The sequence below is a fragment of the Dyella sp. 2RAB6 genome (genome assembly GCF_052115385.1).
GTDB lineage: Bacteria > Pseudomonadota > Gammaproteobacteria > Xanthomonadales > Rhodanobacteraceae > Dyella_D.
In genome coordinates, this window is sequence record NZ_JBFRGP010000005.1 from 55,373 (window position 1) to 78,138 (window position 22,766).

The 22,766-nt window shown below is 67.0% G+C and carries 19 protein-coding genes; 12 read left to right on the top strand and 7 right to left on the bottom strand.

Annotated features, from left to right (window positions below; all coding sequences use genetic code 11):
* Window positions 1–81 precede the first annotated feature (81 nt).
* The 4 genes from AB4083_RS10175 to AB4083_RS10190 all read right to left on the bottom strand — a co-directional run bounded on the left by AB4083_RS10175 (window position 82) and on the right by AB4083_RS10190 (window position 5,257).
* A complete protein-coding gene (locus AB4083_RS10175) occupies window positions 82–1,110 on the bottom strand; it encodes a fimbrial protein (RefSeq protein ID WP_441607680.1) in 1,029 nt (342 codons plus the stop codon).
* Window positions 1,110–3,872, bottom strand: a complete 2,763-nt coding sequence (locus AB4083_RS10180) for a fimbria/pilus outer membrane usher protein (RefSeq protein ID WP_441607681.1) — start codon at window positions 3,870–3,872, stop codon at window positions 1,110–1,112. Before AB4083_RS10180 ends, AB4083_RS10175 begins: the two co-directional genes overlap by 1 nt.
* The gene (locus AB4083_RS10185) at window positions 3,869–4,606 is read right to left on the bottom strand and encodes a fimbrial biogenesis chaperone (RefSeq protein ID WP_441607682.1); all 738 of its coding nucleotides are present in this window, start codon (window positions 4,604–4,606) and stop codon (window positions 3,869–3,871) included. The genes AB4083_RS10180 and AB4083_RS10185 overlap by 4 nt, the downstream gene beginning before the upstream one ends.
* 114 nt (window positions 4,607–4,720) lie before the next feature.
* Window positions 4,721–5,257 (bottom strand): fimbrial protein, encoded by a 537-nt coding sequence (locus AB4083_RS10190; protein ID WP_441607683.1) that lies wholly within the window; start codon window positions 5,255–5,257, stop codon window positions 4,721–4,723.
* A 439-nt stretch (window positions 5,258–5,696) separates the two neighbouring features.
* Here AB4083_RS10190 and AB4083_RS10195 point away from each other — a divergent pair, with 439 nt between their 5' ends.
* The 6 genes from AB4083_RS10195 to AB4083_RS10220 all read left to right on the top strand — a co-directional run bounded on the left by AB4083_RS10195 (window position 5,697) and on the right by AB4083_RS10220 (window position 11,918).
* A complete protein-coding gene (locus tag AB4083_RS10195) occupies window positions 5,697–6,305 on the top strand; it encodes a hypothetical protein (RefSeq protein WP_441607684.1) in 609 nt (202 codons plus the stop codon).
* A gap of 3 nt (window positions 6,306–6,308) precedes the next feature.
* The gene (locus AB4083_RS10200) at window positions 6,309–6,515 is read left to right on the top strand and encodes a helix-turn-helix transcriptional regulator (protein WP_441607685.1); all 207 of its coding nucleotides are present in this window, start codon (window positions 6,309–6,311) and stop codon (window positions 6,513–6,515) included.
* A 56-nt stretch (window positions 6,516–6,571) separates the two neighbouring features.
* Complete coding sequence (locus tag AB4083_RS10205; RefSeq protein WP_441607686.1) at window positions 6,572–8,161, top strand: alpha/beta hydrolase; 1,590 nt, start codon at window positions 6,572–6,574, stop codon at window positions 8,159–8,161.
* Window positions 8,158–8,892, top strand: a complete 735-nt coding sequence (locus AB4083_RS10210) for an ABC transporter ATP-binding protein (protein ID WP_441607687.1) — start codon at window positions 8,158–8,160, stop codon at window positions 8,890–8,892. Before AB4083_RS10205 ends, AB4083_RS10210 begins: the two co-directional genes overlap by 4 nt.
* Window positions 8,889–10,094, top strand: a complete 1,206-nt coding sequence (locus AB4083_RS10215; RefSeq protein WP_441607688.1) for an ABC transporter permease — start codon at window positions 8,889–8,891, stop codon at window positions 10,092–10,094. Before AB4083_RS10210 ends, AB4083_RS10215 begins: the two co-directional genes overlap by 4 nt.
* Window positions 10,095–10,214: 120 nt before the next feature.
* Window positions 10,215–11,918 carry a dipeptidyl-peptidase 3 family protein gene (locus AB4083_RS10220; protein WP_441607689.1) on the top strand — a complete coding sequence of 568 codons (1,704 nt, stop codon included), beginning with the start codon at window positions 10,215–10,217 and terminating at the stop codon, window positions 11,916–11,918.
* A 96-nt stretch (window positions 11,919–12,014) separates the two neighbouring features.
* Here AB4083_RS10220 and AB4083_RS10225 read toward each other — a convergent pair whose 3' ends face one another.
* Window positions 12,015–12,623: a YdcF family protein gene (locus tag AB4083_RS10225; RefSeq protein ID WP_441607690.1), complete on the bottom strand. Its 609-nt coding sequence runs from the start codon at window positions 12,621–12,623 to the stop codon at window positions 12,015–12,017.
* A gap of 134 nt (window positions 12,624–12,757) precedes the next feature.
* Complete coding sequence (locus tag AB4083_RS10230) at window positions 12,758–12,964, bottom strand: YdcH family protein (protein ID WP_441607691.1); 207 nt, start codon at window positions 12,962–12,964, stop codon at window positions 12,758–12,760.
* Window positions 12,965–13,109: 145 nt separating this feature from the next.
* On the opposite strand from AB4083_RS10230, the gene ttcA reads away from it, so the two are divergent.
* The 5 genes from ttcA to AB4083_RS10255 all read left to right on the top strand — a co-directional run bounded on the left by ttcA (window position 13,110) and on the right by AB4083_RS10255 (window position 18,274).
* Window positions 13,110–13,979, top strand: coding sequence for a tRNA 2-thiocytidine(32) synthetase TtcA (gene ttcA, locus AB4083_RS10235; protein ID WP_441607692.1), 870 nt, complete (start codon window positions 13,110–13,112; stop codon window positions 13,977–13,979).
* A 31-nt stretch (window positions 13,980–14,010) separates the two neighbouring features.
* Entirely contained in the window at window positions 14,011–15,213 is a 1,203-nt protein-coding gene (locus tag AB4083_RS10240; RefSeq protein ID WP_441607693.1) for an amino acid aminotransferase, read from the top strand.
* Window positions 15,214–15,320: 107 nt separating this feature from the next.
* On the top strand, window positions 15,321–16,712 hold the full coding sequence (locus AB4083_RS10245; RefSeq protein ID WP_441607694.1) for a DUF2252 domain-containing protein: 1,392 nt from the start codon (window positions 15,321–15,323) through the stop codon (window positions 16,710–16,712).
* Window positions 16,713–16,820: 108 nt separating this feature from the next.
* On the top strand, window positions 16,821–17,378 hold the full coding sequence (locus AB4083_RS10250; RefSeq protein ID WP_441607695.1) for a carboxymuconolactone decarboxylase family protein: 558 nt from the start codon (window positions 16,821–16,823) through the stop codon (window positions 17,376–17,378).
* A gap of 47 nt (window positions 17,379–17,425) precedes the next feature.
* Window positions 17,426–18,274 (top strand): helix-turn-helix domain-containing protein, encoded by an 849-nt coding sequence (locus tag AB4083_RS10255; RefSeq protein WP_441607696.1) that lies wholly within the window; start codon window positions 17,426–17,428, stop codon window positions 18,272–18,274.
* A 31-nt stretch (window positions 18,275–18,305) separates the two neighbouring features.
* Here AB4083_RS10255 and AB4083_RS10260 read toward each other — a convergent pair whose 3' ends face one another.
* Window positions 18,306–21,344: a TonB-dependent receptor gene (locus tag AB4083_RS10260; protein WP_441607697.1), complete on the bottom strand. Its 3,039-nt coding sequence runs from the start codon at window positions 21,342–21,344 to the stop codon at window positions 18,306–18,308.
* A gap of 446 nt (window positions 21,345–21,790) precedes the next feature.
* On the opposite strand from AB4083_RS10260, the gene AB4083_RS10265 reads away from it, so the two are divergent.
* Window positions 21,791–22,708 carry a recombination-associated protein RdgC gene (locus tag AB4083_RS10265; protein WP_441607698.1) on the top strand — a complete coding sequence of 306 codons (918 nt, stop codon included), beginning with the start codon at window positions 21,791–21,793 and terminating at the stop codon, window positions 22,706–22,708.
* Window positions 22,709–22,766: the final 58 nt, after the last annotated feature.

A 22,766-nucleotide genomic window follows, 5' to 3' on the forward strand; every position in this document is an offset into this window, starting at 1 on the left:
TGCAGGTCGCCGCGCCTTCCCCGGCAGCGGCGACGGATGGCGGCCAACCGCAGCTGGCCGTGCTGACTGGCGCTCAGGGCGCTATTGGTAAGTCAGCGTGTAAGTGGCCGTCGCGGTCACCTGGCCGCTGCCGGCGGGCGTGGCGGTCAGGTAGTACTGCGCGTAGTACGGAATGCTCAGCGGGCCATTGGGTGTGGCGCCCAGGGACTTGGCCGTGTTGAACGTCACCGGATTCCGGCTGCCGTCGAGCAGGCGCACACCCACATTTGTCGCCTTGCCCGTGCCGGTGGCCGGCGCGATGACGCCGGCGCCGGTGCCCGGCGTGGACGTGCTCAGCGTGATCGACACATTCGAGCCCGACTGGCAGCTGAGGTTGATATTGAAGCGCGTGGTCGCGGCGGTGGCGCCGACGGCCGTCAGCGCGCTGGTGCTCACCTGCGGCAAGGCGACGTTGAGCGTCTGCGAATCGGTATTCACCGAGCAGGCGATCACGGTGACATTGCCGCCGCTGAAGGTAAGGCTGGAAAGCGGGCCGACGCTGGCGGTCTTGCCGTAGACGTACCAGTAGAACTGCATCAACTGGATCGAGCCCAGCGCGCCGGGCGTGATCGGGCCGGTCTTGACCAGCTTGGCGGTGAAGGTCGCGGTCGCGCTGTTGCTGCTGGGCGGATAGTTGACCGTCACCGGTTCGAAACCGGCGGTGCTGCCGGGGCCGCAGCGCAGGCAGGATTGCGCATCGGCCTGCACCGGCGTTGCGGTGACCAGCAGCGCCACGCCGGGTACGTTGGTGGCGAAGGAGATGCCGGCACCGGTGGTCGCGTCCGAGGCGTCGCGCGGCGCGAGGTTGCCCGCCTGCATGGTCACCACCTTGCCCTGCGTGGTGTTGTCGTAGGGCATCCCGCTGCAGCTGATGGTGATGCCCGCGTTGCCGGAAGTGCCCAGCACCGTGCCCACCGGCGCGCTGGGCGACACGCTGACGTCGCCGATGGTCAAGGTGTTGTTGGTGATGCTGCAGTTCACCGCCGCGCTGGCGCCCAGCGGCAGCAGGCACAGCAGCAGCGCCAGCAGCAACAGGCCGCCGATGCGTCGGGACCATAGGCAGGTGCGCATCACGGGTGACTCCCGTTGCCCGCCGCCGCCGTGCAGGTGGCGTCGAGCTTCTCGTAACTGTCCGCCGCGCCCTTGGCGGTCGCGGGCAACTGATAGGGGAACTGGCAGCGCAGCGCCGTCTCGTCGGCATCCTGCCACTGCACGCTCAGCACGCCGCGGTCACCGCCGACGCGGACCAGCATACGCCCGGCCTGGCCGACCACGCCCACGCTCTTGCCCTGCTCGTCCACCACTTCGGCGCCGAACGGCACCACGCGGCCGTCGGCCTGCTTCACGCGCACGATCATCGAGCGGCCGCTTTCGGTCTTGTAGTGCAGCATCACCACCGCGCCGGCATGCGGCGCCACCTGGGCGCTGGTGCTGTCCATCTGCACCGACAGCGGCAGGCCCTTCGGATCGATCTGCACGGTGTTGAGGTTGTACGGCGTGAGGTAGGGCACCAGCGCGTAACCGGCACCGTTGATGCGCACGCCGGCGGCGTTGAGCACGCGCGCGCCCTTGGCGTCCGGCGCGGAGACGATCGCCACCGTGTCGCCCATCGGCTGGCCGAAGGTCACGCCGCCGGGATGCGCCACCACCGAGCCGGCGACGGTGATCGAGCCCTGCGAATAACCGCTGCCCTTGCCATAGCTGGCGTTGAACTGCGCGAACGGGCTGCGGTAGCCGCCGTACACGGTGCCGGCATTGCTCGAGTCCGCGCCGTTGCCGCCGTTGTCATGCGTGGCGGTGGCGCCGTAGCTGTATTCGTTGTCGACGCCGGCGGTGCCGCTGAGCGTGCCCTGCGCCAGCGAATGCCCGTTGCTGTCGTGGCTCACCGTGGCGCCGAAGGTCGGCGCATGCACGCTGTCGCCCAGCGGCACCGAGATGCTGGCGAAGAACTGGTTGCCGAAGCGGCCGTTGACGTCGCGCACGCGGGTGGCCGATACGTTGTAGCTCAGGCGGCGGAACACGTTGTTGTAGCCCACCTGGAACTGCACGTCGGTGCCGCTGCGGCTCCAGTAATCGACCGCGGAGCCGGTGACGTAGACCGTGCCGCCGGACTGGCCCAGGCGCTGGTTGACGTTGATGTCGAAGCGGCTGCGCTGGCGGTCGAGCTGGCGGGTGAAGTTGCTGAAGTTGTTCGACACGCCCTGCAGCGCCTGGCGCTGCTCGGGCGTGAGCAGGTCGTTGGTGGTTACGCCGTTCACCGTGGTGAGCGTGGTCGGATCGACGTAGCGGTAGCCGCGCGCGATGTCGCGGGTCAGCAGCGCATCGCGCAGGCCCAGGTAGCCGCTGGTCGAATAGCGGTACGTGGCCACGCTGAAGGACGTGTTGCTCTCCGGGATGATCTTGCTGTAGCTCAGCCGCACGCTCTGGCCGTCCTGGCTGGATTGGCCGGGGATCTCGGTGCGCGCCGCGGTGACGTCCAGCGCCACGGCGCCGTAATGCGTGTTGAACGCGCCGCCGACCTGCACCGCGCCGTAGCCGGAGGTGCCGACGATGCCGGCATAACCGGTCAGCAGGTTGGTGAAGCCGTGCTGGACGGTCGCCTGCGCGATCGCCGGCTTGGCATGGATGGAGGTGTCGTGCAGCTCGCCGGCCACCACCGAGAAGCGCGTGACACCAGGGCGCAGCAGCTGCGGCACCGAGGCATACGGCACGGTGAAGTTGCGCATGCGGCCGTCGGCCTCGGTAACGGTGACGTTGAGGTCGCCGCCGTAGCCGGTCGAATACAGGTCCGAGATCACGAACGGGCCGGGCGCCACCGTGGTTTCGTACAGCACGATGCCGTTCTGGCGCACCGTCACCTTGGCGTTGGACTCGGCCACGCCGCGCACGGTCGGCGCGTAGCCGCGCAGCGAGTCGGGCAGCATGCGGTCGTCGGTGGCGATCTGCACGCCGCGGACGCTGACGCTGTCGAACAGCTCGCCGCCGGTGTACGAATCGCCGATGGTCATCTGCGCGCGCAGCGAAGGCAGGTCGCGGCGCAGGTAGGTATCGATGTTCTGCCAGTGGCGGCGCGACGGTGCGCCGGCGGCGCCGGACTGCATCATCAGCGTCGAGTCGTGGCGCAGCTGCCAGCCGCCGAGGTTGATGCCGGTGTTGAGGCCGAGGAACGACGAGGTCTGGCTGACCCCGCCGTTGCGCGTGCGGTAGCTGTTGAAGTTGTAGTTGAGCAGCGCCGCGTTGACGCCGCGGTCCCAGTTTTCCGGGTTCACGTAGCCGCGCGCGCGGGTGCCCAGCCAGGCCTGCGGCACGCTCACGTCCAGGCGCAGGTTCGGCTGGTCGAACGTCATCGTCGCCGCGTCGATCAGGCTGCCGATGTCGAGGCAGCCCTGCGCGTCGGCAAGCTTCGCCTGCTGCTCGGCGGAGAGCTTCTGCAGCGGCAGGCCGAGCCGGTCGAACAGTTCCTTGGACAGGCAGGGGATGGCGTTGGCGTTTGGCGCCGGGGTCGCGAAGCGCACGTCGCCGCGCGCCACCCAGGCGCCATTGAGAAAGATGTCGGTGCGATAGACGCCCGGCACGATCACCGCGCCGCGCTCGAAGCGCGACAGGTCGCCGGTATTGCGGCCGGCGCCGGACAACAGGTTGCGGTCGAAGCTCGCTTCCACCGGCGCGGCGGCTTCGGCACCGGAGGCGGCCGCGCCGTTGGCAGCGGGAGCCGCAGCCCATGCGGCCAGGCTCCAGCCACCGAGCACACCGGCAATCGCCATGCACAGCAACGCACGCCGGGCCGGCTGGCCGGAGGCGGGGCTGCGCTGCATGGCGCGCACGAAGCTCACGGCGCGACCGCGCCCGTGTAGCTGTCGGCGGCGCCGAAGTCGTTGATCGCGGTGAACTTCACCACGCTGCCGGCGGCCGGCTTCGGCGCGCCGTCATGCAGCGGCAGGCGCAGATCCGACAGCGGCGCGACCATGCCCAGCTCCGCCGCGACGGACTTGCCGCCGACGCTGACGCTGAGCTCGGAAATGGTGACGTGGTACGGCGTGGGGTTGTGCGCGACCAGCGCCTTGCCGTCGGCGTCGACCTTCCAGCTCAGCTGCGCCGGCGCCTTCAGCGGATCGCCCTGCAGGCCGGCCGGACGGTAAAACAGCTTTAGCCGCGAGCGCAGCGCGAGCTGCAGCAGGTTCTGGCCTTCGGCCTGTGCACCGGTGGGCTTGGGCGGCACTTCGAGCACGTTGAGCCAGAACAGCGACTCGCGGTCGGCCGGCAACTGCTCGTGCGTGTAGACGATGCGCAGGCTCTGCTCTTTCTTCGCTTCCATGCGGAACAGCGGAGGCGTGAGCAGGAACGGCACATCGACGGATTCGGGGGTGGAATGCGCATCGCCGCGATCGATCCACGACTCGACCAGCACGGGGTGGTCGTTGTCGTTGGTCAGGCGTACGGTGACCTCGCCATCCTTTGCCGGAAAGACCACGCGGGTGCCGCCGATCAGGACATTGGCGTGCGCGGCCGGAGCGCCGAGACACAGGGCCAGCAGGCCCGCGCCCAGGGCGCAGACAAACTTCCTCATGGATTTCCCTCGCTGCGAACTGACTACTGCCGCCTTGCGGCGGAGATGCGCCGGAACCTCATGGGGTTCCGGCGCTGACTTGCCTCTTGCAACACCGCTTATTGCGAGCGGGTCTTACTGGTACATCATGGTGAACTGCACGGTCGTGCTCACGGTGCCGGCGCCAGCGGCGGCGGTCGCGAAGTACTGCGCGTAGTAGTTCAGGTTGCCGGCGCCGCTGGCGAGGGCGATCTGCTGCGAAGCCTGGGTGGAGGCCGTGCCGGCCAGGTTGATCGCGCTGAAGTCGTTGTTGAGCAGCTGCACTTCGACGCCGGTTGCGGTGCCCGACGAGTTCTTCAGATTGCCGTCGGCCATGATGGTCGGACCCGGCTCGAAGTAGGTCTGGGCCTTGGTCAGCGAACCGCAGGCGCTCAGGTTCAGGGCGAACGCGGTGCGGCCGGCGATGGCGCCAGCGGTGCCGAGCGAGGTGGTCGACACGGTCGGCAGGGTCACGTTGACCGTGGCCGGGCTGTTGGCGCCGTTGATCTTGCAGGTGGAGGCGGTGACGCTGCCGGTGATGTTGATGGTGCCATCGGCGGCGGAGGCCTGGTTCGGGGCCAGGGCGGCAAAGCCCAGGGCGGCGATCAGGGCGGTGGCGAGCACATTCTTCATGGTATGCCTTTGTCCTTAACGGGTTTTTGGTTGGGTACGGCAGTTGGCGTTGCGGACGCGGGCTTAGCTGTCTCGTCCCCCTGCGTCTTGTCTCCGAGGTGCGGCGCTGCCGGCGCTTGCCTCGATGGCGCGGGTCTCCTGCAGGAGCCGTGCCAATAAACGTGATGTAGAGCACATTCTATTTTGAGAACTATCTCACGGAATCTGCCCCCTCCAGATTAAGCAACGTCAAAATTTTGTCGAGGTCATTGAAGGTCAAAAAGTGACCTTTGGGGGCCAAGTGCTTGCCTTAATTCGCAAAATATCGTCCGGATAAAGTGTTACACCCGAGCGTTGTCAAGCAAGCTTGACATACGTCCCGGCGCTGCCTAGCATGCTGTCAAGCTTGCTTGACATGGCGAGTGTCCGATCGAAGGGGAACGGGCGTATGGAGGGGGCAATGGAACATCTGACCAAGCGCATGGCGAGCTGGCCGGCCTGGGGTCGGCGGCTCTTGCTGGCGCTGATCATGCTGGGGTTCTTCGGCACCATCGGCCTGATGACGCGGCTGCATGGCGTGGCGGGGCGCGTGCTGCTCCTGCTGCTGCTGACGGGGCTGAGCTGGCTGATGGCCTATGTGTCGCGCGCCGCCGCCTGCTCGGAGGCCGAAGGCGAGATGCGTCGGGAGGATCGCCGTTACCTTGCCGAGTTCGTGCCGTCCATGACGATGTACTTCGCGCTGATGCTGTTCGTCTGGCCGCTGCACAAGACGGTTGAGGCGATCTGGCTGAAAACGCTGATCGCCGTATTGCCGGCCTTGCCGATAGCGGCCATGGCGTTCTCCCTGTTCCGCTACGTGACCGCGACCGATGAGTTCATGCAGCGCCTGCACCTGCAGGCCCTGGCGATCGCTGCCTGGGTGGTAGCGGTGACCAGCATTGCCGTCGGTTTTCTCGCCGCGGCCAAGGTGGTCGACCTCGATGGGACCGCGCTGTTGCTGGTGGCGCCGGGCCTGATGCTGGTCTACGGCCCGACGCTGGCCTGGGCCAAGCGCCGCTACCGCGACTGAGCGATGCAGAACCGGGTACGCGAACTGCGCGCCGAGCGCGGCTGGTCACAGGCTGACCTGGCCACGCGCCTGGATGTGTCGCGCCAGACGGTGAACGCCGTCGAGACCGGCAAGTACGACCCCAGCCTGCCGCTGGCTTTCAAGATCGCCCGGCTGTTCGAGCAGCCGATCGAAGCGATCTTCCAGCCGGACGGCGCGGCGGGAACTTAAGAATTCACTGGGACGAAAGCGGCCACCTGGCCGCCCGAGCGAGGGGAACACAAGCAATGGCTATCAAGGGACGCACCGTGGTGCGCATCGCCGCCGTCGCGCTGGGGTTGGGCGCGCTGGCCTGGAACCAGTTCCATGCACGCGGCGGCAACGCTGCCGGCGCCGGGGAAGACAGCGCGCCGGTCGCCGCCGCGCCGGCCGCACCGGCCAAGCCGGAAACCTGGCGGCTCGGCTCGCTCACGCTGACACCGTGCGAGCTGGGCCAGCCCAACAGCGGGCTGACGACCGCCGCGTGGTGCGCGCCGTTCGAGGTGCCGGAGAACCGCGACGATCCGCACAGCCGCAAGATCGCCCTGAAATTCGGCGTGATCCGCAGCAACGCGCAGGTCGCCAGCGACGACATGGTCGTGCTGCTCGCCGGCGGCCCCGGCCAGGCGGCCACCGAAACCTGGTCCGGCGTGGCGCCCGCGCTGCAACCGCTGCTGGCGCATCGCCACGTGCTGCTGCTGGACCAGCGCGGCACCGGCGGCTCCCATCCGCTGACCTGCAAGCCAGCCGAGAGCAAGACGCCGAACGCGAAAACCACTGGCGAGGAAGAGATCGGCTTCGATCCCGCCAAGCTGCGCGCCGAGACCGCCGACTGCCTCAAGCAGCTCGAAGGCAAGGCCGATCCGCGCTACTACACCACCACCGTCGCGGTGCAGGACCTGGAAGACGTGCGCCATGCGCTCGGTTCGCCCAGCCTCGACCTGGTCGGCGTCTCCTACGGCACGCGCATGGCACAGCAGTACCTGATGCGCCATCCGGACGCGGTGCGCTCGGTGGTGCTGGACGGCGTGGTGCCGAACCAACTGGTGCTGGGCGAGGACTTCGCGCAGAACCTGGAGAGCGCGCTGAAGGCGCAGTTCGCCCGCTGCGTGGCCGACAAGGCCTGCCACGAGCGCTTCGGCGATCCCTACCAGACGCTGTACCAGCTGCGCGACGCGCTGCGCGCCAACCCGCACCAGGTCAGCTTCCGCGATCCGCAGAACTACCAGACCGTGCAGCGCGTGCTGAGCGAATACTCGCTGGCCAGTGTGGTGCGCATGTTCGCCTACTCGCCGATCACCGCGGCGCTGCTGCCGGTGTCGATCGACGCGGCCGCGCACGGCGACGTCGGCCCGCTGCTGGGCCAGGCCAAGCTGCTGTCGGGCGATCTGTCCGACACCATGAACGGCGGCATGCAATCGTCGGTGATCTGCAGCGAAGACGCCGACCTGTTCACGCCGCGCCCGCAGGACGCGCACTCCATGCTCGGCACGCGCGTGCTCGATACCTTGCAGGCGGTGTGCTCGGTGTGGCCCAAGGGCACGCGCCCGGCCGACTTCCACCAGCCGGTGAAGAGCGACAAGCCCACCTTGCTGTTTTCCGGCGAGTACGACCCGGTGACGCCGCCGGCCTACGGCGACGAAGTGCTGAAGGGCTTCTCCAACGGCCGCCACTTCGTGCTGAAGGGACAGGGCCACAACGTGGTGACGGCCGGCTGCGCGCCGGACCTGCTCAAGCATTTCGTGGAAGACCTCGCGCCCGCCAAGCTCGACGCCAAGTGCCTGGACCGCCTGCACGCCACCCCGCAATTCATCGATTTCAACGGAGCCGCGCCATGATCGAGGTGAAGGACCTGCACAAGGCATTCGGCAAGGTCAAAGCCGTGGACGGCGTGGGTTTCAGCGCGCGCGACGGCGAGATCACCGGCCTGCTCGGCCCCAACGGCGCCGGCAAGACCACCACGCTGCGCATGCTGTACACGCTGATGAAGCCGGACCGCGGCCAGATCCTGGTCGACGGCATCGACGCCGCCGCCGATCCGCTGGCGGTGCGCCGCCAGCTCGGCGTGCTGCCGGATGCGCGCGGTCTCTACAAGCGCCTGAGCGTGCGCGAGAACATCGACTACTTCGCGCGCCTGCACGGCCTGCCCGAAGGCGAGCTGGCCACGCGCCGCGAAGCGCTGATCAAGGCGCTGGAGATGGAAGAGATCGCGGACCGGCGCACCGAGGGCTTCTCGCAGGGCCAGCGCGTGAAGACCGCGATCGCCCGCGCGCTGATCCACGACCCGCGCAACGTGATCCTGGACGAACCCACCAACGGCCTGGACGTGATGGCCACCCGCGCGCTGCGCCAGTTCATGCTGAAACTCAAGGCGGAAGGGCGCTGCGTGCTGTTTTCCAGCCACATCATGCAGGAGGTCGCCGCGCTGTGCGATCGCATCGTGGTGATCGCGCACGGCCGCGTGGTGGCCGACGAAACTCCGCAGGCGCTGCGCGAGCAGACCGGCGCGGCGAACCTGGAGGATGCCTTCGTGAAGATCATCGGCAGCGAGGAGGGCCTCGCCGCATGAACACCGTTACCGCCAATACCAAGCGCGCCAGCGCCTTCGTCACCGTCTTCCTGAAAGAAGTGCGCGAGAACCTGCGCGATCGCCGCACCATCGTCACCGCCCTGGTCACCGGTCCGCTGCTGGGGCCGATGATCTTCGCGCTGCTGCTCGGCTCCATGCTCAGCCGCGAACTGGACAAGGCCGAGCAGCCGCTGAAAGTGCCGGTGATCGGCGCCGAGCGCGCGCCCAACCTGATCGACGCGCTCAAGGCCGGCGGCATCGTGCCGCAGCCGGCGATCGCCAACCCCGAACAGGCCGTGCGCCGGCAGGACACCGACGTGGTGGTGCGCATCGGTACCGACTACGCCGAGACCTGGCGCAAGGGCGAGCCGGTGCAGGTCGAGGTGATCTTCGATTCCTCGCAGCGCGACGCGAACACCTCGGTGGAGCGCGTCAGCCGGCTGGTGGAAGGCTATGCGCGGCAGCAGGGCGCGATGCGCCTGGTGGCGCGCGGCCTCTCGCCCGGCACCGCGTGGCCGATCAGCGTGGCGCGGCGCGACCAGGCCACCGCGCAGGCGCGCGGCGTGCTGATGTTCAACATGCTGCCGTACTTCTTCGTGATCACCATCTTCCTCGGCGGCATGTACCTGGCGATCGACCTCACCGCCGGCGAGCGCGAACGGCAATCGCTGGAGCCGCTGTTCGCCAACCCGGTGTCGCGCTGGAAGATCCTGGCCGGCAAGCTGGCGGCGATCTGCACTTTCTCCTGCGCCAGCCTGCTGATCACCCTGGCGGCCTTCGCGGTGCTCGGTCCGTTCGTGCCGGTGGACAAGCTCGGCATGGAACTGAATCTCGGCCCGCATTTCGCCGGCACCGTGTTCCTGCTGATGCTGCCGCTGGTGATGCTGATCGCCGCGCTGCAGACCCTGGTGGCCGCGTTCGCCAAGAGCTACCGCGAGGCGCAGATGTATGTGTCGCTGCTGATGTTCGTGCCGATCGTGCCGAGCCTGCTGATGGTAGCGTTCCCGATCAAGGCCAAGGCCTGGATGTTCGCGGTGCCGCTGCTGGGCCAGCACCTGGGCGTGATGGGCGCGCTGCGCGGCGACGGCGTCGACCTGCAGCAGGTGCTGTATTGCCTGGGCGGGACGTTCGCCGCGGCGCTGGTGGCGACCTTGATCACCGCGCACCTGTACCGCTCGGAGCGCCTGGCGATCTCCAGCTGATGCGATTACACCGGCCCGGGGCCAGCGAGCCCCGGGCCATATAACCCCGGGCCGTATACCCCAGGCCATATAACCCCAGGCGATATAACATCGTGACTTCCGCTCCGTGAGGAAGTCCCCATGCGTTACCGCCTGCTCGCCCTGAGCCTCGCCGTCGCTCTCGCCGGCTGCAATTCCTCCCACCAGGACGCCGCCGCACCGGCGGAGCCGAAGCCGGCCTCGCCTGCTTCCGCCGCACCGGCCCAGCCGGCATCGGCGTCGACCGACGCGGACCTGGCCAGGCAGCGCATGGGCGACTACGCCACGGTGAAGCTGAGCGCGGACCTGTCCGGTTTCGACGACAAGCAGAAGCGCATGCTGGCCCTGCTGGTGCAGGCGGCCGAGGTCACCAACAGCCTGTACTGGCAGCAGTCCTGGGGCGACAAGGCGGCGCTGATGCAGCGCATTCCCGACGAGGACACGCGCCGCTACGCCGAGATCAACTATGGCCCCTGGGACCGCCTGCACGAGGACCAGCCCTTCGTCGCCGGCGTCGGCCCGCGCCCGGCCGGCGTGCAGTTCTATCCGGCCGACATGGGCAAGGACGAATTCGAGAAAGCCGACCTGAAGGACAAGACCTCGCTCTACACCCTGCTGCGCCGCGATGCGCAGGGGAAGCTGGTCACCGTGCCCTTCCACGAGGCCTACAAGGCCGACCTGGAGAAGGCCGCCGGCCTGCTGCGCGAAGCGGCCGAGCTTTCCGCCGACAAGGACTTCGCCAATTACCTGAAGCTGCGCGCCGATGCGCTGCTCAGCGACGAATACCGCAAGAGCGACTTCGCCTGGATGGCGATGAAGAAGAACCCGGTCGACATCGTGATCGGCCCGATCGAAACCTACGAAGACCAGCTGTTCGGCTACAAGGCCAGCTATGAGAGCTACGTGCTGGTGAAGGACCAGGCCTGGAGCGAGAAGCTGTCGCGCTTCGTCAAATACCTGCCGGAACTGCAGCGCGAACTGCCGGTGGACGCCAGGTACAAGGCTGAAAAGCCCGGCTCCGACGCCGACCTCAATGCCTACTTCGCCGTGTACTACGCCGGCGACGCCAACGTCGGCGCCAAGACCATCGCGATCAACCTGCCCAACGACGAGGAAGTCCAGCTCAAGAAAGGCACGCGCCGCCTGCAGCTGGAGAACGTGATGCAGGCGAAGTTCGACAAGATCATGCTGCCGATCGCCAAGGAGCTGATCGCCACCGACCAGCAGTCGCACCTCACCTTCGACGCGTTCTTCGAAAACACCATGTTCCACGAGGTGGCGCATGGCCTCGGCATCAAGAACACACTCACCGACAAGGGCCTGGTGCGTGCGGCGCTGAAGGACCAGGCGTCGAGCTTCGAGGAAGGCAAGGCCGACATCCTGGGCCTGTACATGGTCAGCAAGCTGGCCGAGAAGGGCGAGCTGGACAAGGCCAAGCTGATGGACAACTACGTCACCTTCCTCGCCGGCATCCTGCGCTCGGTGCGTTTCGGCGCCAGCGACGCGCATGCGAAGGCGAACATGGTGCGCTTCAACTTCTTCAAGCAGCAGGGTGCGTTCAGTCGCGATGCGGCGAGCGGTCGTTACCGCGTGGATTTCGACAAGATGACCGCGGCGATGAATGCGTTGTCGGCGAAGCTGCTCACCATCCAGGGCGATGGCGACTACGCCACCGCCAGGCAGCTCACCGACAGCATGGGCAGCGTCGATGCCGAGCTGGCGGGCGATCTGAAGAAGCTGGAGAGTGCGAAGATCCCGGTGGATATCGTGTTCGAGCAGGGCCTGGATGTGCTGGGTCTGCGCTGACTCGATGGCGCAGGTTGGGGTGAGCCGCAGGCGAACCCCAACGTTGCAGCACTCGTGCAGGCCCTGAGGTTAGGGTTCGCTGCGGGCGCCCCGACCCTACGCCAGCCTTGCCCCATACGCGAGATACCCCAACACCTCGCGCATGCTCGAGTACACATCGCGCGCATACAGCCGCCGCGTGTATGCCCCACCCGCATCGACCAGCCCTTCCTGCCGTATCGCCAGCCGCGCCCGCGGCAGATGGAAGTATTGCGACACCACCACCACGCTGCGCTGTCCGTGCGCATCCAGCCATGCGCGCGCGTTGCGCGCGGAAGCACGGGTGTTGTCGCCATGGCGGTCCTCGACGATCGCCTCCGCGGGCACGCCTTGTTCGATCAGCCACTGCTTCATGCCGGCCGCTTCGTCACGCCCGTCTTCTTCGACGCCGCCACTGACCATCAGCATGCGGCAGCCGCCGCGCCGGTACAGCGCGAGCGCCGCTTCGAGCCTGCTACGCAGGCGGGGCAGGGGCCGGTTGCCGGGGCCGACGGTATTGCCCAGCACCAGTGCGAGGTCGGCCGGTGCGACGGGCCGCGTCGACAGGCCGGCGAAGGCAAGCGCCAGGGCGGCGGCGAACCAGAGCAGCACGCCGAGGCCGCCCAGGCGCAAGGCGAGACGAAGCGGCGGGCGCGCTCGGCGCGTGGCGGAAAGACGCATGTCCATGCGGTCGGCAGCTCCATGGGAGAGGCCGCGAGTCTGCTGCTGCGAGATGGAGCGATGCGGGCGCCTTGCTGGCAGCTCGCTGGCGCGAAATGGAATCGATCCGATGGCCGGGACCGTTCCGGCGAGCGCCGCCGTCAGGCGTCGAGGTCGGGAATCAGCCGGCTTTCCAGCCGGGCGATCGCGTCTTTCAAGAGCAATTTGCGCTTTTTCATCCGCGTGAGCTGCAGCTCGTCGCGGCCCATCGCGGTCGCCAGCGCCTCGATGGCGACGTCCAGATCGCGGTGCTCGACGCGCAGTTCGGCCAGCAGATGGGCAATCTCGGCGGGATCCTGAACCTGCATGGGCGGCGGCTGCGGCTGGCGAAAGGACGATATCCGAGTGTACTCCGCCGGGCCGCAGGCGGTGGAGTGGCCGGAAGGCTGCGGTCATGGCGGGGCAGGGCCGCTACAATGGGCGGCCTTCTGGTTTTCCATCGACGCCCCGCCCATGTCCGCCCCGCCCGACGCCACCCGCAAGCAGCAGTACGAGGCCGCCAAGCTGGCCAAGCGCCTGCGTCACCAGGTCGGCCAGGCGATCGCCGACTTCAACATGATCGAGGCCGGCGACAAGGTGATGGTGTGCCTGTCCGGCGGCAAGGACTCGTACACCTTGCTGGACATCCTGCTGTCGCTGCAGGCGAAGGCGCCGGTGCGCTTCGAGCTGATCGCGGTCAATCTCGACCAGAAGCAGCCGGACTTTCCCGAGCACGTGCTGCCGGATTACCTCAGCGCGCGCGGCGTGCCGTTCCACATCATCGAGCAGGACACCTACAGCACGGTGACCCGCGTAGTCCCGCAGGGCAAGACCATGTGCAGCCTGTGCTCGCGCCTGCGGCGCGGCGCACTGTACGCCTGGGCCGCGGCCAACGGCATCAGCAAGATCGCCCTGGGCCATCATCGCGACGACATCCTCGGCACCTTCTTTCTCAATCTGTTCCACCAGGGCAGCCTCAAGGCGATGCCGCCGAAGCTGCGCTCGGACGACGGCCGCCACGTGGTGATCCGCCCGCTGGCGTACTGCCGGGAAGACGACATCGCCGAGTACGCGCAGCAACAGCAGTTCCCGATCATCCCGTGCAATCTGTGCGGCTCCCAGGAAAACCTGCAGCGCAAGGTGGTCAGGCGCATGCTGGAAGATTGGGAGAAGCAATACCCCGGCCGCAGCGAAACCATGTTCCGCGCGCTGGGCGCGGTCGCGCCTTCGCAACTGGCCGACCGCAACCTGTTCGATTTCACCTCGCTCGGTTCGCGCGAAAGCGCGGCCCGCGCGGATGCGCACCAGTGGCTTGCCGGCATGCCGGAAGAAGCCGAAGCCTGATCCCTCCTCTCACCTATCTGCGAGTAACGCCGTGTCGCACTTTGCATCCGTTGAAATGACCCCGGGCGATCCGATCCTGGGACTCACCGAGGCCTACCTGGCCGACGCGCGCCCGGGCAAGGTCAACCTTGGCGTGGGCATCTACTACGACGAACAGGGACGGATCCCGCTGCTGCGTGCCGTGCACGAAGTGGAGCTGCGCCTGGCGCAGGAAGCGAAACCGCGCGGCTACCTGCCGATCGACGGCCTGCCGGCCTATACCCAGGGCACGCAGAAGCTGGTGTTCGGTCCCGAGTCGCCGCTGCTGGCGGCCGGCCGCGTGGCCACCTCGCAGACCGTCGGTGGCAGCGGCGCGCTGCGCGTCGGCGCGGACGTGCTGAAGAAGGCGCTGCCCAAGGCGAAGATCGCCATCAGCAACCCGAGCTGGGAAAACCATCGCGTGGTGTTCCTGGCCGCCGGCTTCGAGGTGGAGGAATACACCTACTACGACCCGCAGACCCACGGCCTGGATTTCCCCGGCATGCTGGCGGACCTCGGCAAGCTGGAACCCGGCACCGTGGTGCTGCTGCACGCCTGCTGCCACAACCCGACCGGCGTCGATCTCAACGCCGAGCAATGGCAGCAGGTGGTGGGCGTGGTGAAGGAGCGCAAGCTGCTGCCCTTCATCGACATGGCCTACCAGGGCTTCGACCAGGGCATCGATGCGGATGCCACGGCGGTGCGCCTGTTCGCCGCCTCGGGCATCGAGTCCTTCGTGGTGACCAGCTCGTACGCCAAGTCGTTCTCGCTGTACGGCGAGCGCGCGGGCGCGCTGACCTTCGTCGCCGCGGATCGCGACGAGGCGCTGCGCGTGCAGTCGCTGGTCAAGCGCACCATCCGCTCGATCTACTCCAGCCCGTCCACCCATGGCGGCGCCCTGGTCGCCGGCGTGCTCGGCAGCCCCGAGCTGCGCGCGATGTGGGAGCAGGAGCTGGGCGAGATGCGCGAGCGCATCCACGCGATGCGCGCCGGCATGGTGGAGAAGCTGGCGGCGCACGGTGCGCCGCAGTTCGGCTTTATCCAGCGGCAGGCGGGCATGTTCTCGTACTCGGGCCTGAGCAAGGCCCAGGTCGATCGCCTGCGCGACGAGTACGCCATCTACGCGATCGGCACCGGCCGCATCTGCGTGGCGGCACTCAACCGTTCCAACCTCGACACGGTGGCTTCGGCGGTGGCGTCAGTCAGCAAGAACTGAGCGCAAGAACGCACGTCACATCGGCGTCACGCGCGATCGCTTGAATTCGGGTTCGACCCAAGGCGCGGCTTAGGCCGCGCCTTTTTTCTTGCCCCAAGGAAGACATCGTGAACAAGACCGTCTTGAACAAAGCCGTGATGAAAAAAACATGGATCGTCCTGTCGGCCGCCGGCCTGCTGTGTGCGTCCGTTGCGCAGGCCGCCAGCACGCGCACCAGCTGGGTGGTGTCGCAGGTGTATGGCTACAACCATCCGTTCGCCGCCACCGACAGCGCCGAGCTGGGAACGAAGATGTCGACCATGGCGGTCAGCGCGTCTAATTTCTATCGCGGCACCGCGCATATCTTCTACCAGGACATGCAGACGCTGCCGGTGTCCAGCTATGCCACCACGCAGACCGGCTACACCTGGATCGGCGGCGACGCGCATCTCGGCAACTTCGGCGCCTGGCAGGACAGCAGCGGCAGCACGGTGTTCTCTGTCGACGATTTCGACGAGGGCTATCTCGGCCAGTACGTGTGGGATCTGCGCCGGCTCGCCACCAGCATGGTGCTGGCCGGCCGCGCCAATGGCCTGTCCGACAGCGATATCAAGACCGCGATCAACACCATGGTCGGCGCTTATGTCGACAAGATGGACGACTTCATGGGCAGCAGCGCCGAGCTCAGCTTCCAGTTGAAGAACGGCAATACCTCCGGCGTGGTGAATGACACCATCGGCAAGTCGAAGGGCGATGCGCGTTCCGACCTGCTGGCCAAGTACACCCAGCTCAGCGGCAGCACGCGGACATTCCAGACCACCGCCGGCACGCTCGCCGCCGTCGACAGCACCACTTACAACAACATCGTTGCCGCGGTCAGTGGCTATACCAACACCATCGCCTCGTCCAAGCGCTACGCCGCCAGCTATTACCAGGTGAAGGACATCCGCCAGAAGCTCGGCTCGGGTATCGGCAGCCTGGGGCGGCTGCGTTATTACGTGCTGGTCGAAGGTCCGTCGTCGTCCAGCTCCGATGACGTGATCCTCGAGCTGAAGCAGGAAGTCACCAGCGCCGTCGCGGAAGTGGACAACGGCCAGCTCCCGGCTGCCGACTACAACAGCCACGAGGGCGATCGCGTGGCGATGACGGCCAAGGCGCAGACCTTGAACGCCGACGTGCTGGTCGGCTACGCCAGCATCAACGGCCTGCCGTACTACGTGCACGAGAAGTCGCCGTATGCGGAAGACTTCGATCCCACCAAGCTCAGCAGCGCCGGCAAGTTGAATACCGCCGCGACGTATCTGGGCCAGGCGCTGGCATCCGCGCACGCCATCTCCGACCAGGATTACGACAGCAATATCGTGCCATACAGCATCGACAAGCAGGTCACCAATGCGGTGAGCAGCAAGAGCGGGCTGGAGTCGGAGATCGCCACGTTCGCGTTCGGCTATGCCGACCAGGTGAATCTCGACTGGCAGTCCTTCGTCGGTGCCTACAACGCGGGAACGCCGCTGTACTGATTGCTGCGCCGCCGATTACATCCGAGGTAATTGGCGCGCGCCAAGCGCAGGCCTAGATTGAGCCTCCACCCCGCCAGTTCCGGCGGGGTGTCTTGAAGAGAATCAATCATGTCAACCTTCCCCATCCATACGATCGCCTCCGCACCGGAACTGTCCCAGCCGTCGCTGGAAGCGTTGCAAAGCGCGTTTGGCATCGTCCCGAATATCGCCGCTGCGATGTCCACCTCTCCGGTGCTGATCGGCAGCCTGGTCGGGCTGTTCGGCAAGGTCCATGGCGGTAGTTTTTCCGAGCAGCAGGTCCAGGTCGTTCTGCTTACCAATGCGGTGACCAATGCATGCTCGTGGGCCGTGGCCTTTCATTCCTTCCTGGCCGTGAAAGAAGGTGTCGAAGAAACGGATGTCGACGCCATTCGCGAGCGCCGCTTGCCGGACGATCCGCGTAACGCCGCGCTCTCCCTGCTCGCTCGCAGCTTCATCGAGAAGCGCGGGCATCTCGACGATCACGACATGTCGGCGTTCCTGCAGGCGGGCTTTGGCAAGGATCACCTGCTGGAGGTGATCGGCATCGTGGCCGCATCGACCATCACCAACTACACCGGCAATGTCACCCGGCCGCCGCTGGAGCCAGCCTTCGAAGCCTATCGCTGGGATGCATGGCCTGCCTGATGGCGACTGTCGTTAATATCGCCGGCAGGCTTGCTCGGGAGAGCCCTATGGCTTCGGTTCGTACAGATCGGGCGAGTTCATCCAGTGATCTGGGGCGCCTGCTGCGCCACTGGCGCGACGTACGCGGCGCCAGCCAGCTGGGGCTGGCGCTCGATGCCGGCATGTCCCAGCGGCATGTGAGCTTTATCGAAAGCGGCCGCAGCATGCCGAGCCGCCAGGCGCTGACCAGCATCGTGCAGGCGCTGGATGTGCCATTGCGCGAGCGCAACGCCGTGTTCCTCGCGGCCGGTTACGCGCCGGTCTATTCGGAGGCGTCCTGGGATGCCGCCGAGATGCAGGGCATTACGCGCGCGCTCGATCGCATGCTTCGCCAGCACGATCCTTATCCCGCCGTAGTAATGGATCGCTATTGGAACGTGCTGACTGCCAATGCGTCGTCGCCACGCTTCTTCGGCTCGTTTATCGACATGGCGGCGCGCACGGGACCGCGCAACATGCTGCACCTGCTGTTCGACCCCGCCGGCATGCGGCCCTTCGTGGTGAACTGGGAAGCCGTGGCCAGCAGTTTGATCCAGCGCGTCTACCGCGAAGCCATCGGCGGCGTGCTGGACGAGCAGACCCAGGCCTTGCTGGACGAGCTGTTTGCTTATCCTGGCGTCGATGCGTCGTGGCGCTTGCGCGGGTCGGTCGCTTCCACTTCGAATCTGCCGATGATCCCGATGGGCTTCGCGAAGGACGGCAAGGTGCTCCGCTATTTTTCGATGGTCACCACGGTGGGCACGCCGCAAAGCGTGGCCGCGCAGGAGTTGCGCATCGAATCCATGTTTCCCGCGGACGAGGAAACGGAGGCGTTCCATGCCAGCGCGTTTCCTGCTGTCGCACCCGCCCCGCGGTAGCTGAGTCACCGCGGGGCGGGTACCCGCGACCTCAGTAGTCGTAACTCACGCTCAGGCGCACATAGCGCGGCAACTGCCGCGAGGTCGGCGTGCCGTACAAAGGATTGGCCTTGTTCGGCGAGGACTCCCCGTTCGGGAAGATCGCCAGCACCCGCTGTTCGTTGAGCGCGTTGAACACGTTCGCGTTGAACGCCAGGCGGCTCGCCGCGAACGCCGGTCGATAGCTCACGCCCAGATCGAGCTGGCGGATCCACGGCAGGCGTCCCTGGCTGCCGGGCGGCGAGGGTTCGCCGAAGCAGAAGTGGTAGCTGTTGCCATAGCCGGCCGGGTCGGCGCGGTCCGGGCCGTAATAGCCCAGGCAGGGTTTGGGCGCGCCGGCGATCAGGCTGAGATTGGCCGACACCAGCCATTCCGGGGTGAGCTGGTAATAGCCGAAGAACTTCAGCTGGTGCTTGTGATCGTTGTTCTGCGCACCGTTGCTGTAGTCCATGATCCAGGAGTTGTCCCAGTCCTGCGTGGTCGATACCGCGGTCTGGCCGGTGCCACGCGATTCGCGGTACAGGTCCGAGCGCAACTGGCCTTCGGTATTGCCATAGCTGCGCGAGAACACGTAGGTGAGCTTGCCGTACCAGCGTCCGTCGAACGGGTGCTCCAGGAAGGTCTCCAGTCCGTAGTACTTGCGCTTGAGCGTGGAGAAGCCGAATTCCTTGTTGCTGAGCGGCACGCTGACGTAGTGCCCCGAGGTATCGACCAGGGTGAAGGTGTTGGCTTTGCCCGGATTGAACAGCCAGCAGCTCACCGGATTGCTGGCGGTGGTGACGTCGTAGCCCAGCGACTGCGCCTTGGCCAGCACGCGGTCGATATCGCAGTAGTCGTCGATCGCGCTGCGCAGCACGCGCTGGGTCAGCTTGGCGCCGTACACCCAGTCGGAACCGGCGGTCTTGGTGAAGCCGAGGATGAACTCGTCCTGGTATTCGGACTTCAGGTTCTGCGTGCTCACCGTCTTCGGATCGGGCAGGATGCCGAACGCGTTGTTGGCCGACACCGGCCCGGACATCGCGGTCAGACCGGTCGGCGTGCCGTCGGCGGCGATGCCGCCATAGGTGTAGTACTGCGAGGTGCTGACATAGGCGCCTGCCGCATTGAGCGAAGGGTTCAACGGCAGGCCGAGGTAGTAGCGGCCGGCATTGCCGTAGATCTTGAAGCTGGAATCGCCATTGACGTCCCAGGCGAAGCCCAGGCGCGGCGCCCACTGCGGCTTGTGCTGGGTGATGTAGGCCTGGCCGTCGGCGTTGTAGTTGCGGAACTGGTCGTTGCGCAGGCCGATGGAGAGCAGCCAGCGGTCGCTGACCTGCCATTTGTCCTCGATGTATTGCGCGCGCTGGCTGGAGCGCACGGTGGCCAGGCTGTTGGCCACGGTCTTGACTACGTAGTAGCCCTGCGCGCCATTGGGAAAGCCTGCTGTCGCCGGCACGCCCAGGCCGGTGGACAGTGGCGTATTCGGATCGGCCTGGTCGTAGGCCCAGTAATAGCCGGGGCCGGAACTGTTGGAGCCCTGGTTGAGCGCCTTCGCGGTCTGGTTGTCGATGCCCGCACTGAGCGTGTGGTCGCCCAGCTTGTAGCTCAGGTCGATGCGCGTATTGGTGGTGCGGTTGCCGCGGCCGGGATCGACCAGCGAGACGATGGTCTGGCGGTTGCCGCGGCCGACGCCGCCGTTGAGCGCGGGGTTCTGGTTGGTGACGCCGTCGACGTAGGTGAGCGAGGGATCGTAGCCGCCCGGCACGTCGTAGTCGGAGGTCTTCATGCGGCCGTACTGCGCGGTAAGCGTGAGCGCGTCTGTGAGGTAGCCGGTGTACTTGGCCGTATACACGTCGCCGCCGCTCTTGATGTCGTCGTCCGCGCCGATGCGCGCGCCCTGTACGCGGTTGGCGTAGTCGTAGCGGTAGATGGTGCCGGAGCTGTCGTATTTGTCGGAGGCGCCGGTGACTTCGAGGATATGGTTGTCGGTGATGTTCCAGTCCAGCTTGGCGTACCAGCGCGGATCGTTCTGGCGGTACGCCACGTAGGGCTTGCCGGAAAGAAAGCCGCTGACCGGGTTCACCGTATTGCCTTCCTGCCGCTCGTACTCGCCGGCGACGAACAGGAACAGCTTGTCCTTCACCAGCGGACCGCCGGCGTAGGCGCTGACCGTGGTGGTCCAGCTGCGGTCTTCGCTGTCGGCCGCATAGAGATTGCCCGCGACTGGCGTGGCCGGCAGGCCGCTCTCGTAGAAGCGGTCGCGCTGGCGTGCGCGTGCAAAGGCCGGCTCCCACAGCACCTGGGTACCGAAGTGCCATTGGTTGGTGCCGCGCTTGCCGACCACGTTGATGACACCGCCGTCGGAGCGGCCGTACGCCGCGCCGTAGCCGCCGGTGTACACCTCCTGCTGGTCGATCGCGCCGTAGGGCAGGGTGAGGCCGCCGAAGCCGCGCAACGGGTCGGTGGTGTTGAAGCCGTTGACGTAGTACGCGTTCTCGCTCGCCGACGAACCGCCGAAGCTGACCAGCGATTGCCCGGTCGGCCCGCTGAAGCTGCCGCCGTTGTTGACCACGCCGGGCGCCAGCAGGGCGATGGCTTCGGAGCTGCGGCCCAGCGGCACCTTGGCCAGCTGGTCGGCGGTGACCACGGTGCGCGAATCGACGCTGGATACGTCGATCGCCGGCAATGCGTTGGCGGTGACGCTGATGCCGCTGAGGTTCTGTGCTGCCACCGCGCCGGTGAACGACACCTCGGTGCCTGCGCCCACCCTGATCGCGATGTTGTCGCGCGTTTCCACCGCCTGGCCTTGTCGCTGCAGCGTCACCGTATAGGTGCCCAGCGGCAGCTGCGCGATGCTGTAGCGGCCCTTGTCGTCCAGTGGCACTTCGCGGCTCAGGCCGCTGCCGCTCTTGATCGACACGCTGTCGCCCTGTCCGGCCGCCACCTGGCCGAAGATGCCGCCGGTAGTGGCCTGCGCCAGCACGCCGCCGCTCACGCACAGGCCGATGGCCAGCGCCAGGATTCGTTTGCCGTTCGAGTTGCCGTTGGTCATCGCGTCGTGCTCTCCCCGTTGAGCGGGCGCAGCGGCTCCCCGCGGGCATGGCGCGCCGCGGCGAAGCCTGCGGTGCCCGCAGTGCCTGGATGGTGCTTTTCAATCCTGTGGATGGTCGAAAGCGACGCCGCCGGAAGCCGCTGACGCGGCCGGTGCTTTTCGCCCGAGACATGACCGCGCAACGTTCTCCCAGAATGTTGCGTTGCGGCATGCGAGTCCGTTATAGCGAAAAGTTTTTTGGATGTATAGATGTCCAAACACATTCGTGTGCGCTGTGTCGATGCATGGACGCAACGGGACGCAGCGCGGCGAACGCGGCCGCCAGGCGGCATGTCGATATGCCCCGGGCGGCATGAGCGAGGGCCTGGGCGGCCTCATCCGGTATGATTGTGGTTTCGTGCGCCCCGGTCCGGGGCCGCCAGACCGCCCGGATACCCAGCCCCGCCATGTTTTTCCGCAATCTGACGCTGTTCCGCTTTTCTCCCGCCGTTGCCGAAGACCTCAACCGACTCGAAGAAGCCCTGGCCGAGCACCGCCTGCGGCCCTGCGGCCCGCTGGAAATGGGCACCAAGGGCTTCGTGCCGCCGGTGGGGCGGGGCGAGGAGGCGCCGCTGATCCATGCGGTGAAGGCCTGCACCCTGGTCAGCGTGGGCAGCGAGGACAAGCTGCTGCCGTCCGCCGTGGTCAACGACGAGCTGCAGCGCAAGGTGCAGAAGATCGCCGAGGAAGAAGGCCGCAAGGTCGGCGGTCGCGAGCGCAAGCGCCTGAAGGAAGACCTGCTCACCGAACTGCTGCCGCGCGCCTTCGTGCGCAGCTCGCGGCTGTCCGCCTATGTGGACAAGCGCCACGGCTGGCTGGTGCTGGACACCTCCAGCCGCAAGTCCGCCGAGAACGGCCTGACCCAGATGCGCGAAGCCCTGGGCAGCTTCCCCGCGGTGCCGCTGGCGCCGGAGGAAGGCCCGCGCGTGCTGATGACCGACTGGCTGGCCACCGGCAACCTGCCCGGCGGCCTGACCCTGGGCGACGAATGCGAGCTGCGCGACCCGGCCACCGCCACCGGCGCCATCGCCCGCTGCCGCCGGCAGGAGCTGGACAGCGAGGAAGTGAAGGAGCATCTGCGCAACGGCAAGCAGGTGTTCCAGCTCGGCCTGGTGTTCGACGACCGCATGAGCTTCGTGCTGGGCGAGGACCTGGTGGTGCGCAAGCTGAAGTTCCTCGACGTGGTCACCGACGAGATGGGCGACAGCCACCAGGACGCCGCGGCCGAGATGGACGCCAGTTTTGCCCTGCTCACGCTGGAGCTGGAACGCCTGCTCGGCAAGCTGGAGGAGTGGTTCGGCCTGCCCCGCCCGGCCGACGGCTGAGCCCGTCTGGCTGAACGCACCTCGAAAGCTTCGAGGTGCCGCCCGCCGGGCCGCGCGG